Origin of the sequence: Hwangdonia lutea (assembly GCF_032814565.1) — a bacterium.
Lineage (GTDB): Bacteria > Bacteroidota > Bacteroidia > Flavobacteriales > Flavobacteriaceae > Hwangdonia > Hwangdonia lutea.
The window spans coordinates 655,426-670,820 of record NZ_CP136521.1; the positions used below are offsets into that span (position 1 = coordinate 655,426).

General features: G+C 34.4%; 13 protein-coding genes and 1 tRNA gene. 1 reads left to right on the forward strand and 13 read right to left on the reverse strand.

Annotated features, from left to right (window positions below; translation table 11 throughout):
• The 8 genes from RNZ46_RS02755 to RNZ46_RS02790 form a co-directional block, all read right to left on the reverse strand.
• Positions 1 to 3,021: a hypothetical protein gene (locus RNZ46_RS02755; protein ID WP_316983865.1), complete on the reverse strand. Its 3,021-nt coding sequence runs from the start codon at positions 3,019 to 3,021 to the stop codon at positions 1 to 3.
• 96 nt (positions 3,022 to 3,117) lie between these two features.
• Positions 3,118 to 4,152, reverse strand: coding sequence for a helix-turn-helix transcriptional regulator (locus RNZ46_RS02760; RefSeq protein ID WP_316983866.1), 1,035 nt, complete (start codon positions 4,150 to 4,152; stop codon positions 3,118 to 3,120).
• A gap of 5 nt (positions 4,153 to 4,157) precedes the next feature.
• Positions 4,158 to 4,844: a hypothetical protein gene (locus RNZ46_RS02765; protein ID WP_316983867.1), complete on the reverse strand. Its 687-nt coding sequence runs from the start codon at positions 4,842 to 4,844 to the stop codon at positions 4,158 to 4,160.
• Positions 4,841 to 5,353 (reverse strand): hypothetical protein, encoded by a 513-nt coding sequence (locus tag RNZ46_RS02770; protein ID WP_316983868.1) that lies wholly within the window; start codon positions 5,351 to 5,353, stop codon positions 4,841 to 4,843. Before RNZ46_RS02770 ends, RNZ46_RS02765 begins: the two co-directional genes overlap by 4 nt.
• 317 nt (positions 5,354 to 5,670) lie before the next feature.
• Positions 5,671 to 5,743, reverse strand: a tRNA-Met gene (locus tag RNZ46_RS02775).
• A gap of 59 nt (positions 5,744 to 5,802) precedes the next feature.
• Complete coding sequence (locus tag RNZ46_RS02780; protein WP_316983869.1) at positions 5,803 to 5,985, reverse strand: CPXCG motif-containing cysteine-rich protein; 183 nt, start codon at positions 5,983 to 5,985, stop codon at positions 5,803 to 5,805.
• An 80-nt stretch (positions 5,986 to 6,065) separates the two neighbouring features.
• Positions 6,066 to 6,893 carry a leucine-rich repeat domain-containing protein gene (locus RNZ46_RS02785; RefSeq protein ID WP_316983870.1) on the reverse strand — a complete coding sequence of 276 codons (828 nt, stop codon included), beginning with the start codon at positions 6,891 to 6,893 and terminating at the stop codon, positions 6,066 to 6,068.
• 93 nt (positions 6,894 to 6,986) lie between these two features.
• Positions 6,987 to 8,897 (reverse strand): ABC-F family ATP-binding cassette domain-containing protein, encoded by a 1,911-nt coding sequence (locus tag RNZ46_RS02790; RefSeq protein ID WP_316983871.1) that lies wholly within the window; start codon positions 8,895 to 8,897, stop codon positions 6,987 to 6,989.
• Between the two features lie 154 nt (positions 8,898 to 9,051).
• Here RNZ46_RS02790 and RNZ46_RS02795 point away from each other — a divergent pair, with 154 nt between their 5' ends.
• A complete protein-coding gene (locus RNZ46_RS02795) occupies positions 9,052 to 9,435 on the forward strand; it encodes a DUF983 domain-containing protein (RefSeq protein ID WP_316983872.1) in 384 nt (127 codons plus the stop codon).
• A 103-nt stretch (positions 9,436 to 9,538) separates the two neighbouring features.
• On the opposite strand, the gene RNZ46_RS02800 is transcribed toward RNZ46_RS02795, so the two are convergent.
• From RNZ46_RS02800 to porK, 5 genes are all read right to left on the reverse strand, one after another.
• On the reverse strand, positions 9,539 to 10,600 hold the full coding sequence (locus RNZ46_RS02800) for an NAD(P)/FAD-dependent oxidoreductase (RefSeq protein WP_316983873.1): 1,062 nt from the start codon (positions 10,598 to 10,600) through the stop codon (positions 9,539 to 9,541).
• 131 nt (positions 10,601 to 10,731) lie between these two features.
• Positions 10,732 to 11,622, reverse strand: coding sequence for a type IX secretion system ring subunit PorN/GldN (gene porN, locus RNZ46_RS02805; RefSeq protein WP_316983874.1), 891 nt, complete (start codon positions 11,620 to 11,622; stop codon positions 10,732 to 10,734).
• 71 nt (positions 11,623 to 11,693) lie between these two features.
• On the reverse strand, positions 11,694 to 13,256 hold the full coding sequence (gene porM, locus RNZ46_RS02810) for a type IX secretion system motor protein PorM/GldM (protein ID WP_316983875.1): 1,563 nt from the start codon (positions 13,254 to 13,256) through the stop codon (positions 11,694 to 11,696).
• A 46-nt stretch (positions 13,257 to 13,302) separates the two neighbouring features.
• Positions 13,303 to 13,938: a type IX secretion system motor protein PorL/GldL gene (porL, locus tag RNZ46_RS02815; RefSeq protein WP_316983876.1), complete on the reverse strand. Its 636-nt coding sequence runs from the start codon at positions 13,936 to 13,938 to the stop codon at positions 13,303 to 13,305.
• Between the two features lie 93 nt (positions 13,939 to 14,031).
• Positions 14,032 to 15,384, reverse strand: coding sequence for a T9SS ring complex lipoprotein PorK/GldK (gene porK, locus RNZ46_RS02820; protein ID WP_491546689.1), 1,353 nt, complete (start codon positions 15,382 to 15,384; stop codon positions 14,032 to 14,034).
• Positions 15,385 to 15,395: the final 11 nt, after the last annotated feature.

The following is a 15,395-nucleotide window of genomic DNA, read 5'->3' on the forward strand; positions in this document are numbered from 1 at the left end:
TTAGCATCTTTTAAGGGCGTGGAAAATTGTTTTGTTGTAAAAATCTGGTTTTAGATATTGACTGTATTGAATATTTCTTCTTATGACTTCTCTTTTTTCATCACCTGCCCATATAGGGTAGTCCTTCTGCCTATCACTAATAGATTCTGCAACGGCAATTGGGGCTTGTAAAAGCAATCTGACCTGATGGTGCTCTTCAACTTGAATATTATAATTTCCATTTATTTTAGGACTATTATATGGTAGCTCTCCAAGAACTCTAGTTCCTAGTTGAGACCTCAAGTCAAGGATATTTCTTTGTAAGATTGGTTCTGATTCAATATTTGAACCACTTATAAACTTAAAGAGTTTTTGCAAGCCATTCTCACCCATATAAGAAGAAATAAGCTCAGCTATATGGCTGTAATATTTGTAATTATCGGGTTCATTAATCTCTGCTATAGCATTTCCCCAATCTGTTTTTGTTATCCAATGAAAACAAAAACCCAAATCTTTCTCCATCTCTGGTATTGCTTTTTGGATATATTCAGTTGAGTCAGATTGATTAATTCCTAAAAACAAGAAAGCTCTTGACGCAACTTCAGAACCCCTAGAAATAGCTCGTAATTGATCAAAGGTCGAAAACGGTAAATCATATTGAACACAAATCTTAAAGTACGCTAAGACCTGTTGCCAAACATCATCATTGTAAGTTGTGATTGTTAATTCTTTATGGTAGTTCTCAATACGTTCGTATTTATCTACACCAAGAAAAAAATCACCTGTATTTACAAAACGAGGCATTAATTGTTTCCCTTCTTTTTTTGAAGAAATTATAATAAATTGATTTGAAATGTCAGTAGAGGGAATAACATATGATTCATCATTTCGCACAAGTGAAATAATTTCAATTTCATCTGCAGTACAATTTACTGGGATTGCAAATAATTCAAGATTATCATTAGAATTTAAAAGACTAACCTTGTTCCTTAATTGATTGTCAATGTCAAGCATATGACTAAATCCTGAGATTTTATAGATTTTCTTATGCTTTCCCTCTGATAACTCAAGACAAACAGTATTTTTAAAATCCATAGCATCCGCTAGATAAAATAGTCTTACTATTTCATCTTTAAAAGAAATCACTGGCTGATTAGATTCTTTTATCTCCTTAATGATTTTTACATCTGTTTTTAGGCTGTTTTTAATTTTAAGTAAAGTCTCGGTATTAGGTGTACTAAGAATACGCATCCCATAAAGATTGGCAAGAGATAAAGGTTGATCTTCATTAATAATTTGACCATCTTTATCTATAATCGCCATCCCTTGAAAAGGTGAAAGTAAATCGAAGAAGAGCTTCTTTTTACTAGGGAAACCTAGAGAACCTTTTATAATAGTAGGGATTTTAGAAAGCTCTGTGTTTACTTTTAAAACATAACGATTATTATCCTCTTCTATTTGTACTAATGTTGATTCATTTAGTTTACATTCAAAATAATCAAGGTTTCTAAATTCAATTAGTGCCGAATGAATAGATTGGTTTGAATATCGGGCTTGTAGATTTCCTATATTAAAAAAAACATCGTGAGCTATTAAATCATCTTTTTCAATTCTTAAATCAAAACATCCAGTAGAAATATAGCTTAACCTAGAAAGGTTTTCCCAAATATCTTTAGAATTGTGTTTCTTTATCCATACTTTAAATCGATTCCTTTTAATATCATACCCTTCATCATCATAAACTAGTATATTTGGAATTCCTTGAACAACTGGTAAGTTAGATTTCAACATCCAAATTGGTTTTTTATTTTCTATTATCCAGTCGAAAGAACTGACACCGCTCATATATGTTTTAATCTCTTCTTCAAATTGAATATCTACTTCGCCTTCAAACGGCATCCAAAAAAAACTCTTTGTATATAATGAAATCAGGGAAGAAGGTAGGTCACATTTCCAATGAGTAGGAAACAATACGGCTGCTTCTTTATTTGAGGCTGCATAACCCTTAATTAGTCGCCATTCTTTATCGTTAAATCTGGCCCATAAACTAGGTTCTTCTAGGTTTGGAATAGTTTGTATATAATCTGGTAACTCAGTCTTCTTTTCATTGCAAATTACGTATGTGTAAGGGAGACCAGTAGAAAGATCCCATTCTTTATTCTCTTGATTATACCAGTCTGTTTTAAATTGTCCATTTGCCATTTTACGAAAAACACATACTAGATTATCATCCATAAAAAATTGATAATCTCTTTCTAGCGCTTCAAATCCTAAAATATCACTTAAAGTATCTTTAGTATAAGTATTAGCTAAACCTAGTCTCAAGAAGATATTACATTCATTATTTTTAAAACTGAGTAACCAATAATTTTTAGTTTTCGATTGTTTTATTTTTTTTGTTAGTGAAGCACTTTTAACCTTTAATGCACTTGAAATATCTTTTAGAGAGTCTTCTGATTCAAGTAATTTATCATATTCACCATCGTTATTTAAAATTGATTTAACTATTTCAAGACAATTTTCGTATATGATATCATTTTGACTAGATTTAGGTAAGAGGTCAATTATGTGAGTTTTGAACATAAAATCTTCTATTGTTTCTGGCTGTTCTTCTAAAACAGCCTCTAAGAAAGCTTTGTAATTTCCATGATTTTCTGAAATATGCTTTAGAGGAAGCCCTCCTTGCAGCAGTAGTGTTTTGAAATAGAGGGTATTTTGTTTTTTAATCCATTTAATACCCAATATTTGTGCACCCATTCTGGCTAATTTATAAAATTCATCGTATGTTAAATTAAACCTAATATTTCCTCCTAAAGAGTCAAAAATATCCTGTTTACTGGGAATTCCTCCGTTGTAGTTTTCTTTCCACCATTGTGCATAATAAAGTGTAACATCCCTTGGGTCTATGGTATCAATATTCCCAAATTGCAATGTAAAACTAAGTCTCTGAAATTCCTCATTGGTTAAAAGATATTTCCATAGAGGTCGACCATGATGTTTAGGTATATTACGTTTATGCAGTAAAGAAGAAAAAAAACTCATTGGCTATTAGTTAAATTGTGCTTACCAGCTTTTTATTAAAATTTATTTCAATAATTCAAAATAAGTTATTAAATATGCAAAGTATTTGCACAGACACTAATTATAATACTCTTGCATTACTTCCACATGCTCTTTCATTTTACTTTTTAAACTAACAGGTTCAATCACTTCGACATCTTTTCCATAGGAAAGTAATTGCTGAATTAACTCAAGATTAATAATAGTTTCAAAAAATACTTGATTTTCTTTGCCTTCTTCCGTAAATTCATCCCAATATGGATGAATTGGTTTGGTTTTGAAATATTGGAGACGATTTGGATTAAATCTTAAAACTACTTTTTCAGGAATTGGTTGTTCTTGAGTAATACTTTGTTTTCTTATACCTACCATTTGATTAAAAAATGAAGCCCAATCTGTATTATCGTTAATAAACTCTAACTCATGGGTAACTTCAAATTGCTTAAGTCTATCATCTAACGGAATGCTCCAATACATCTTGTTGTCGGTTTGATTGTAGCCAAATACAAACCATCTTTGATTGTATTGCTTTAATACATAAGGATGAAATATAAATCTTTTAGGTTGTTCATCATTAAACCCTTGAAAAATGATATTCAAAACTTCTTTATTCCTTATAGCTAAGAAAATTGGTTTTAAATGGCTTAAGCCTTCATAAGCTTCATTCTTATCATAAAATAATATCTTATCATAATTCGGTATAGAAGCGACTCCTTCTTCATCTTGAAATAATACCAATGCTTCAGAAAGTTTATCATATTTCGGGTTTTCATCATAACGTTCCAATAATTGCAGAGCTGCATCTATTAGATATTGCTCATATGGCAATAGCTTTTTCTGCGCAATAGAATAGTTCTGATCTGAATAACAATACACTTCCTTACCCATATCTTTTTGCACAGATAATGGCGCTCCAAAACCCTTTTCAATATTTCTAAATAAGGCTATATCACTTCGAAGTGTTCTTACTTGGACTGATTCACCAGGATATAGCTCATCTATTCCTTCATTTACTTCAGACAGTAATTCTTCAAAAGTCATAGGCTTTTGACGTCTTCTAAAACACTTATCTAGAATATTATACCTGTAATGAGCATGTTTACTATTAGACATTAGTATTATTTAAATAGTGATTGAATTTTCGTCATTATCATTTTGTATCTAGTTTCTTGAGTTTCATAATAAAGATTCCCCAAAATAGCTTCCTGCATCCTATTTGATTCTAAAATATTTTGAAATTGTTGAAGCAAATAAGCTTTAACTTTATTATTGGCACTAATAACTATTTCATGCCAATCTGTACGATTATCTAAAATATAAATAATATCCTCAAAATCATGACTCATCCTAGGATCATTTCCTCCTCGGTCCGCATGAGCTACAAACTTACTGGCTAAAAAGTAAGGTAATGGCATTATATTAATGGTATGTTCATCCAATTGAATTTGTTCTTTATGTTCAAAACCTAATTCAAACCAGGGATTAGCAGGCGCCCAACCTACGGGCTTAGTTCCCATAACATCTACCAAAATATTATCAAGCTTAAATCTGCAAATCACACCTAAATCTGCTGATTGTTTAAATCCTTTTTCTACTAATTTTTCTCTAATTTCTTCTAAATGTGTTATAGATATAATTTTGATACTGATATCAATATCTTTTGTGGGTCTAACATCATCTGCAGCTGGATCATTGATATATAAGCTGACGGTTGCTCCCCCAACATAGATAACTTCATTGTTAAGTTCACCCAATGCTTGCGCTACTCGTTGAATGATTATTCTATTTATAATTGTGTTTTTCAATTGAAATGTTTTTCAAGTTCTAGTGTTGCAAATTTTTGCTCCCTAACATTCCCTAAACGTATAGCATCTACTAATGCCAATAATTCATGTAGTACATGATCTTTTAATGCTGCTTTTGGTACATTTGGATGTAAGGGCTCAATAGAAAACCCTCTAACATTTCCTTCTGCATATGGCCATACATATATTTCTTCACTTTGTATAATTTCAGAAAGTGGCGGCGCACTATGTGCTGTTGGAATCCCCCTTACTAAACCGCTTGGTTGTTGTGGATACACATACTTTAATCCCGATGTTATAAATTCCACTAAAGCTTGTCTCATAACACGTTTTTTATCACTAGCAATAAGACCTGCAAGGACACTACGATTTAAAGATTCGCTTACTTCACTGTTACTAATAAAAAGCTCGTTTGCAATATCTTTCATCAACCAATCATGATCACCCTTTGCTACTATTTTTAATAAAATAACAATATCATGTGGACGCATTCCATTATGCTTCTTCATACTTTTTGTTTTTATTTCGCGATTCGCAAAACACGAATTTAAAATTTTTTATGTCATTATGCAAGAATTACAACCAAACATTTTATAAGTAAAATCAATTAATGTGCTTTCTGGCGTAGAATATAATATTGAGAATGGGCTGATTGATTATAAAAAAAGTATGATTTAAGGCATAAATTCATAACTTTTAATAGGCAAAGAGGATAAATAACAACAAATATTATGTAGAACACGAAAAAAGCATTATTCTGTACCTATTCTGTACCCATAGAAATAAAACAAGGGTCTCAATCTCTTGAAACCCTTGTTTTTACTAGTAGCGGGAACTGGACTCGAACCAGTGACCTTCGGGTTATGAGCCCGACGAGCTACCTACTGCTCTATCCCGCGATATAGGACTGCAAATATACAACCCTTTTTAATTTCTACAATAATAAATTCACAAAATATTATTGCCCAATGCTATCTGCCTGAAAATGTACTAATTCTGAATTTGAAAAACGTATGGAAATTTCAATTGGGTTACAGCAAACCTCACAATCCTCTATAAAAACTTGACTGGATACAGAATTGTCTAACAACATCGAAATAGTTTCCCAACAATACGGACACGTAAAATAATGCTCTTCCATTTCTGCATAAAACTAAAAAAAAAATAGATAACAATAATTGCTATCTATTTTACTAATTTATAAAACAAACTTTACTCTAACTATTCTTTTTCAATATCCATCGTAGCCGTTGCATTCTGTAATTCTAAATGCATTAAACTCGGTGGATTCTTCCCGGAAGCGCTGATATATTCCTTGTTTAAATTATTGTCGCTTACCATAAATGTGTTCAATTTAGTTAAGTTCATAAACTCCATTGGTAAATCGCCCGAAAATTTATTGCTTGATAACAATAACTCTTGCAACTCGGTTAATTGCGCAATTTCAACTGGTATTTCGCCATCCATTCTATTGTCCATAACACTTAGCTTTTCTAATTTTGACAAAGCGTAAATTTGGTTAGGAATCGTGCCCGTTAAAAAGTTGCTCCCTAATAAAAGCTCTTTTAAATTGGTTAAACCCATCAACTCCATCGGGATATTTCCCGAAAGCTTATTGCTGTATAATTTTAATGATTCTAGTTTTGTTAAACTTCCAAGTTCTGCTGGTATTTCACCTTCAAAACTATTCATAAACAATTCTAAAGAAGTCAGTGCTTTTAAATTTGCTAATTCTGATGGAATTTTTCCCGTTAATTTATTAAATCCAAAATTTAATTTCTTTAAATAAACAAGGTTGCCAATTTCTTTTGGCAAATGTCCTTGAAGATTGTTAAATGGTAAATTTAATTCAACAATTTTATCATTCTCCATAGTTACACCGTACCACGAATCTACAGAAGCGTTTAAATCCCAAGTAGAGTTCCATTCGCTACCGTTTGTTGAATTATATAAAGCAATTAAAGCGTCTTTTTCATTCGAGGAAATGTTGGCAAAAGAATATGCTGATACTAGAAAGCATACAACCATAAATTTCAAATTCTTCATCATAAATAGATTTGGGATTAATTCACTTACGAAAATAGGCGTTATACAGATTAAATACTATTTTAATCGATGTAATACATAAAATTTTAACATATCCTAATCGGTGAGTTGCTCGATTTCAAGATGGATATCTTCCCATTTTTGCATAAAACCTTCTAAATCCGTTTTCTTTTTTTGATAGTTCTCAAAGAAATTGGGTTGAGATGTTACTTCTTCATAATTGATTTCGAGCGATGCATCAATAGCTTTAATCTGGCGTTCTATTTGATTAATCTTCGACTCGACATTGCTCAATTTATTATTTAAAGACTTTAGCTTTTTCTGGTCTTCGTAAGTTTGTTGCTTTTTTACTTTAGGAGTTTCTTTAACCACAGTGCGTTTTTCAACTTCGCGCAAACTCTCAACTTTACGCTGATCTAAATAATAATCGATATCGCCTAAATATTCTCTTATTTTATGGTCTTTAAATTCGTAAACCTTATTGGTCAATCCTTGTAAAAAATCACGATCGTGCGATACTAAAATCAAAGTGCCTTCAAATCGTTTTAAAGCCTCTTTCAGTACGTTTTTAGATTTAATATCCAAATGGTTTGTAGGCTCGTCCATGATTAAAACATTAAAAGGCTGTAACATTAATTTAGCCAATGCCAAACGGTTACGCTCGCCTCCAGAAAGCACACGCACGTACTTATCAACCTCATCGCCCCTAAATAAAAACGAGCCTAAAATATCGCGCACTTTACTTCTATTGGTTTCGTTTGCGGCATCAATCATGGTATCCTGCACCGTTTTATTGCCATCTAAATATTCGGCTTGGTTTTGCGCAAAATAGCCTATCTGTACATTATGGCCCAACTTTAAATGTCCGTTATATTTTATATCGCCAACAATAATTTTTGCTAACGTCGATTTACCTTGTCCGTTTTGCCCAACAAATGCTGTTTTACTATCGCGCTCAATAAGCAAATCAATATCTTTTAAAACTTGGTTATCACCGTAATTTTTTGATACGCCTTCAGCCTCAACCACTACTTTTCCTGGGGTTATCGAAACCGGAAAATTAAGGGTCATCACACTATTGTCGTCTTCATCAACCTCAATCCTATCAATCTTATCCAGCTTTTTTATAAGCGACTGCGCCATGGTGGCTTTTGAGGCTTTGGCCCTGAACTTCTCAATAAGTTTCTCGGTCTGTTCAATCTGTTTTTGCTGATTTTTTTGAGATGCCAATTGTTGCGTTCGCAATTCTTCACGCAATACCAAATACTTGGTATAGGGTTTGGGGTAATCGTAAATTCTACCTAGCGAAATTTCAATGGTTCTGTTGGTTACGTTATCCAAAAACATTTTATCGTGCGACACAATAACCACAGCACCAGGGTAGCCTTTTAAAAAACCCTCAAGCCAAATTATGGATTCAATATCCAAGTGATTGGTAGGCTCATCCAATAATAAAATATCATTATTCTGAAGAAGAAGCTTTGCCAATTCAATACGCATGCGCCAACCGCCAGAAAAGGTATCGGTAAGCATATTAAAATCTTCGCGTTTAAAACCCAAGCCTTGTAAAATCTTTTCGGTATCGCCTTGGTAATTGTATCCGCCTAAAATCTCGTATTGATGCTGTAGTTCGTTAATATCAACCATCAGTTGGTGGTAGCCTTCACTTTCATAATCGGTACGTTCTGCCATTTGGGTGTTTACCGTTTCCATTTTGGCTTCCAATTCTTTTATTTCGGTAAAAGCTTCGTAAGCTTCCTCGAGTACGGTTCTTCCAAAAACAAAATCAATGTCCTGCTTTAAAAAACCGATTTTAAGTTCTTTGTCGGCTGCAATTTGCCCAGAATCGGGTTCCATTTCCTTAGATAAAATTTTTAGCATCGTCGATTTACCAGCGCCGTTTTTTCCAATAAGACCAACCCTATCGCCATTACCAAGTTTAAATGTAATGTCTTCGAATAGGTATTCGCCTTGAAACGAAATCGATAAATTATGAATGTTCATCATAGAAATGTAACTTAAATTACCAACACTTAATTATTAAAGGTTATTTTTGCTCTAAATTCCCGACTTAGCGAGAAAGACAATTTTAAAAAGGAAATCGCGACAAAAAGTCGAGAAATGATTTTTCGATTGCGATTGCAAAAGTACATTAAAATATATGTTTAAAAAAGGATCAAAATTATATAGCATTTTTACTGGCACCTGCCCTAAATGTCATGAAGAGCCTATGTTTAAAAACAAGAATCCGTATATACTTACAGAGGCTTTAAGCATGCACGAAACTTGCTCGAATTGCGGCACCAAATACAAAATCGAACCGTCGTTTTTCTACGGCTCCATGTATGTAAGTTATGCCGTGGGCATTGCGTTTGCAACTGCAGCATTTGTAGTTTCGTTTTTTATTTTCAATGCCAGCATACATAACGTTTTTATCGCCATAATAGCAACACTCATTGTTTTTATGCCTGTTATTTTAAGGCTTTCCAGAAATATTTGGATTAACCTTTTTATACATTACGACAAAAATTTGGCTAAAAAATAATGTCTTTTTGGGCGTTACCTAAAGGTCGGGCTTTCACTACTCGCTTCCTCCTGCGTCGGCGAGCTCAAACATGCCGTTCAATCCCTAACGCAACAACACAACTTTAATTGGTAAAACGTTTAATATCAACTTCATTTTCTAAAGGCACATCGTTTTCAATAAATTGGTACAGCTGCTGCGCCACATAAGGGCCAATCATAACGCCTCGTGTGCCCAACCCGTTTAAAACATACATATTTTTATAGGTGGCATGTTGGCCAACCAAGGGGCGTCTGTCTTTTACGGTCGGCCGTATTCCCGCCACTTGATTAACCACTTTAAACGGGCACCTAATTAACTTTTTAAGCTTGCTTAAAAGGGCATCTTTGGCTTTATCAGTCGTTTTATTTGTGGTATCGTCCCAGTCGTAGGTGGCACCAACAATATATAAATCATTATGCAACGGAATTAAAAACACACCAGATTTAAGCACGAAATCTATCTTTAAATCTGTTGCTTCGATTATTAAAAGTTCACCTTTTGTTGGCACCAAGGGTAAAGTATTAAAAAACGGATTTTTAACAACCCCAAAACCTTCAGCAAACACCATATGTTTTGCTTTAATGTTTTGATATGTTACACCATTTTCAATAATTTCAATAGCCTCATAATTAAAAGTGTCTTCAAAAAATAGTTGCTCTTTTAAAAGTTCGTTTTTATAAGCATCTATTAAACATTTTACGTCAATTCTACCCGTTTGCAACACTTCGCCAAAACCAAAAGGCGCCTCAATGGCGTTATTTTCATTTTTAATAATATTTGTTGAAAGGTACTCAGCCAACAGGGGTTTATCAGTTGCTGAAAACCAATCGTTCTGTTCCTCCAGCGATGCAAATTTTCGATACACCGGAATTTTATAATCCAATTTTATGTTGAGTGTTTGCTCCAATTTGGCGTACATGGGCAATGCCATATGTAATTGCGCTTTGCTTTTCCAAACCGATGTGAATCGTTTTAACACAATGGGATTGTACAGACCGCCCGCAACTACAGATGATTGCTGCGATTTATCATCAAAAACCACGAATGTTTTGTTATTGGCCTTTAACTGTTCGCAAAAACTAATACCTGCTAATCCGATGCCGACTATAATGTAATCTACTTGCATAAGTTGCGAAGATACCATTTTGAGGGTTAAACTTTTCAATTATTTATTTAGGTTTCGACTGCGCTCAACCTGACACATGAGTGTTTTTTTTGTACAAAAAAAGACTGCTTAAATAAGCAGTCTTTTTACAATATTCTGTTTTGTGCGACTTAATAGGTCCACATATCCAATTCGAAATCTCGAATTTTATCTTTGATACGTTCAGATTCCAACAGTTGCATTAATGCATTATCAGATACATATTCGCTAATTGTTCTATCGCCTTGTACATTTTCTTCTTTATATATATATCCGTGAAAACGTCTCGAATTCAATATATGATCGAAAGAAAAAGGGATGGAGCTGTTCTCGTTATTAAACGATTTTGCTTCGTGAAGCACCTCTCTGGCATCTGGGAAAAACACCCAAAATAGAGGTACTAAATCTGGCTCGTCCGTATCAATAAAATTCACATCGGGTGCCACTGGTGCAATGCCTAATAAACGGTATTTCATTTCCGATTGACGCTTATCAAAATACCAAAGGCCTTTAATATGATATTCTTTAATATCAGCAGCCGTAATATCACGTCTGTTAATATACTCCGGAGACAACTCTTCACCGGCATTTAATTGCTCGATACCCAATTCGGTTGTATCAATCATGGTTAAGGCCGCTTCAATATCTTTTAAAGTCCGCTTAGTTGTAAAGTACGAATCATCATAAATGTTTTTTATTTTTCCGTCTTTTACGCTTTTCATAAGCACATCGTACAACGAACGTCTGTTTTTACCGATATTATTAGTATCGATAGGATAGTACAACGGAAAATTAGAACGCTCATCCAAAACAATCTTTTCCCAAACCATTTTAGCGAAAAGAACGTCTCTATCGTCAACGTAGCCATATTCCAAAGGTTTATCGTTATCGACTGCTTTTTGGGCCTCTGTTCGCACCCCAATTTCCTCAGGGCTTTTGGCGTTTAGTATATTAGCTTGTGCCATTACACCAGACACTGTAAAAACAGTTGTTACGGTTAATAAAAAACTTTTTAAGTTCATCTTAATTTCTATTTTACAATTTAATTATTAGAGATAATCTTTCTTTTAAAGATTATCTCTAATGGTTTTATCTAGTTTGTAAGCTCAACAAATACTGGCGATACTTTTTTAAGGATCACGCTAACACCACTGGCTTTAGCTTCAATATCGAATATTTGAACTCCAGAACCACGTTTAGCTTTACGTAAAGCACCTTTGGCTCTACTATCTAACTTGTTTCCGTTAACATTTATTGTGGGTTGCCCAGGAACTTTAAATTTAAATCCTGTAACACGTAATGGTAATTCGAAATCGAAATCGTCAAATTTAGCACCAATAGTAGATATTTCAAGGCTGTTACGTTGCATTTTCAATGCCCCATCTTCACCTCTTACCGTACCTGTTGGTTTTGGTAAATCCTTAATTCTGAATTTTGCGTTATCGCTTACTCTACCACCGTCTGGCAAAGTACCAGTTACGTTAATAGTAACTTCTCTTCCTTTAATTCTTGTCGCATCCATAACATAGCTACTTCCAGATTTTCTTGATAAACCTTGAGCACTTGCAGATACTTTATTATCAGGAATACCAGCAAATGAAATAGTCATTGGGTTTTTTACACCTCTATAAACCACGTTCATTTTATCAGCTGAAATAGTTGCTGCATTTGGTTTTGCAACGGTTGCGAATGATGAATTTACAGGCACTTCAATTTCTTCACCATCTTGGTCGAAAATTAATTTACCCTCAATTTTATGTTCGCCAACACCGCCGGTTCCTATTTTTAATTTCACTTTACCATCTTCAATAGTATATTGATTTTCAGATAGCGGTCTGCCGTCTAAAGTCAATTCTACTCTACTAGGTTTTGTAGAAGCATCTTTACGTCCTAACACAATTTGTCCGTCAAACTGCTCACCGTTAAAGTAAGCTGACTTTGAAGTCTCCATTAATGTGGTGTAGTTGGTCATTGATACCTCACTGGAAAGTGTACCTTGCAACATGTTGCTTAAAACTTCAGATTCAGTTGTTTTTACATCCGCTTGAAGCTGTGTCATTTTAGTTAACGATGCTACCAAAGGAAAGCCTTTGTAGTGGTAATCCAACCAATCTACCTTTATGCCATCTCTATTGATTTCTTGATCGGTATTGAATTTCTCCTTAACGTCTTTAATAACGTTTTCCATTCCTTTCTTACCTTCCAATAAAGATACCACGCCTTCTCTAAAAGTATTGATTTGGCTTAAAAACTCTTGACCTTCTGGTTTTATTTTATCGCCTTTAAAGAAATTTTGGTCAAGGTAATCGCCTTTGTCCATTATTTCGTAATCGGTAGGATCATCAACAGTGGCTTGCATTTTGCCTTTTAGCTCTGCTAAATAACTATCGAAATCCGTAGCCAACTTATGCAATTTCTCTGCATCGGCTTTTAAAGGCTCGTATTTTTCAGGCTGCTCCTCTGCTTTGAGTTTTAAACTTGCTACAAAATTATTGTTACGAGCCTCGGCGGCTTCGTTTGACTCTACAAGTCTTTCGTTCATTAATCCGAAGGCTGAAAGCACTTCTTTCGACATATTTAAAGCTAGCATTGCTATAAATATTAAATACATCAGATTAATCATTTTCTGTCGTGGTGATAAATTTCCTCCTGCCATGTCTAATTAGGTTTTTGGTTAATTATTAATTGGGTTAACCCCCTAATTAGTTTTTGTTCATTGCAGTTAACATACCACCGTACACGCCGTTTAACGACGATAAATTTGACGCTAAAGATTGCATTTGCTCTTTTAATTTAGCAGCATTTTCTACAGACTCTTCGTTAATGGCTGCTTGTTTATTGATGCTTTCCAACTGTACTTTATACAGGCTGTTTAAAGACTCCATCTGTGCAGCAGCAAGGGTTAGCTCTTCACCGTACTTTTTAGAAGCTTCAACCGACTCTACCGTAGAAGATATGTTTTTTGCGGCACCTTCAAAGTTTTTAATGCTGTCGCCTAAACTAGCCATTAGTTCGCCATCAATTTTGGCATCTTTTAAAAGCTCGTCTAATTTCTTAGATAAAAGTCCCTGTGGGTTTTCTTTTTCTTTTTTATCAGCCTGTCCTCCAGCTAATTCTGGATACACTAAAGACCAATCTAAATCTTCGTCTACTGGTTCGAATGCCGATATTGCAAAAATAATTGCTTCGGTTACAAGACCCAAGGTTAACATTACGTTACCTGTTAAAGGACCTATTTCAAAGTGAATAATTTTGAACAGGGCGCCAACAATTACAATTGATGCTCCTAATCCGTAAGCCATATTCATAAATCTTTTACTTGCTTTTGACTGTGCCATAATTTTTCGGTTTTAAATTTTAAGTAGTAATACTTAAGTAGGTTAATTAATAGTTATTATTATTGATTTGATTTAATTAAATTTTAATTAAGGTTACTGACCAGTTACTTGTGTCCCCATGTAATCTTGTACGGTTCTGAAACCTATATAACTTCTTGCAGAATCTGCATATTCGTAATCTCTTGTACTTACTTGTAAAAAGTATGCCACATCTTTCCAAGAACCACCTCTAACAACTTTACGTTGATTGTTGTTATCGTTTACACTTGGATTAATTGTTGACGTGTATTCGTATGAGTTTGGATCGTAAGATGCATTTACCCATTCTGAAACATTACCGGCCATATTGTATAAGTTATAATCGTTAGGCTCGTAAGATTTAGCTTCTACGGTGTACAATGCTTGATCTGCTGCATAATCGCCACGAACAGGTTTAAAGTTTGCCAGAAAACAACCTCGGTCGCTTTTTGTGTAAGGCCCGCCCCAAGGGTATGTTGCCGCTTGCAGACCACCTCTGGCGGCGTACTCCCATTCTGCTTCAGATGGTAATCTGAATCTATTTACAAAGGCTGCTCCTTTAGATTTCTGATAAGCGTTTTTGTTAATGGTTCTCCACTCACAAAAGGCTTTGGCTTGTTTCCAAGTTATCCCCACAACTGGATACTCGCTATAAGCATCGTGCCAAAAATAATCGTTATGCATGGGCTCGTTATACGAATAAGCAAAATCTCTAATCCATACTGTGGTGTCTGGATAAATAGGTAATGCTTCTTTCTTAATTACTTCACTACGTTTAACACCTCTGTTACGTGCAGCTTCTTGAATATCCATATAACTATATTGGAACTTAAACCTTTTAACATCCCAGGTACGCTGACCATTATATGATTCCTCCAATGGCAAATACATGGTATCCATAACCTCTGTATAATACTCATCTGGATATTCGGCCGTATCAAAAATTAAATCGACATCGTGGTTTATTTTTCTTCCCTCGTAACCTGTTGGTCCTAAACCAGTATAGTTTTCGAACATGTATTTTTCGTAAACCGACATGTTTGCCGTATCGGCATCTTTAAAAGCATATTCTCCAATTCCTCCATCTTCTGGAATTTTTCCAACCTCATCGGCTAAAACAGCAAGCTTCATTCTTACTATAGAATCTCTCACCCAATTTACAAATTGGCGGTACTCGCTATTAGTGATTTCGGTAGCGTCCATATATAGCGCTCTAACAGTCACTGTTTTTGCGGGAGCATCATGTATGCCGGCAAGATCGTCGTCGGCTTTACCCATTATAAATGCGCCACCAGGAACAAGTTCCATTCCATACGGCTTTTCTGGGTGCCATTTTTTACCTTTAACACCTACTAATTCACCTCTATCTTTAGAGCCACAACTAGCTAGTAATGTTAATACTGCGGTTAATAAAATAAACTTCTTCATATCCATAGAAA

What these genes read in the sequence shown, in the direction of transcription:
- RNZ46_RS02755 (WP_316983865.1), bottom strand. Translation starts at nt 3,021, where the DNA reads ATGAGTTTTTTTTCTTCTTTACTGCATAAACGTAATATACCTAAACAT.
- RNZ46_RS02760 (WP_316983866.1), bottom strand. Translation starts at nt 4,152, where the DNA reads ATGTCTAATAGTAAACATGCTCATTACAGGTATAATATTCTAGATAAG.
- RNZ46_RS02770 (WP_316983868.1), bottom strand. Translation starts at nt 5,353, where the DNA reads ATGAAGAAGCATAATGGAATGCGTCCACATGATATTGTTATTTTATTA.
- RNZ46_RS02780 (WP_316983869.1), bottom strand. Translation starts at nt 5,985, where the DNA reads ATGGAAGAGCATTATTTTACGTGTCCGTATTGTTGGGAAACTATTTCG.
- RNZ46_RS02785 (WP_316983870.1), bottom strand. Translation starts at nt 6,893, where the DNA reads ATGATGAAGAATTTGAAATTTATGGTTGTATGCTTTCTAGTATCAGCA.
- RNZ46_RS02790 (WP_316983871.1), bottom strand. Translation starts at nt 8,897, where the DNA reads ATGATGAACATTCATAATTTATCGATTTCGTTTCAAGGCGAATACCTA.
- RNZ46_RS02795 (WP_316983872.1), top strand. Translation starts at nt 9,052, where the DNA reads ATGTTTAAAAAAGGATCAAAATTATATAGCATTTTTACTGGCACCTGC.
- RNZ46_RS02800 (WP_316983873.1), bottom strand. Translation starts at nt 10,600, where the DNA reads ATGGTATCTTCGCAACTTATGCAAGTAGATTACATTATAGTCGGCATC.
- porN (WP_316983874.1), bottom strand. Translation starts at nt 11,622, where the DNA reads ATGAACTTAAAAAGTTTTTTATTAACCGTAACAACTGTTTTTACAGTG.
- porM (WP_316983875.1), bottom strand. Translation starts at nt 13,256, where the DNA reads ATGGCAGGAGGAAATTTATCACCACGACAGAAAATGATTAATCTGATG.
- porL (WP_316983876.1), bottom strand. Translation starts at nt 13,938, where the DNA reads ATGGCACAGTCAAAAGCAAGTAAAAGATTTATGAATATGGCTTACGGA.
- porK (WP_491546689.1), bottom strand. Translation starts at nt 15,384, where the DNA reads ATGAAGAAGTTTATTTTATTAACCGCAGTATTAACATTACTAGCTAGT.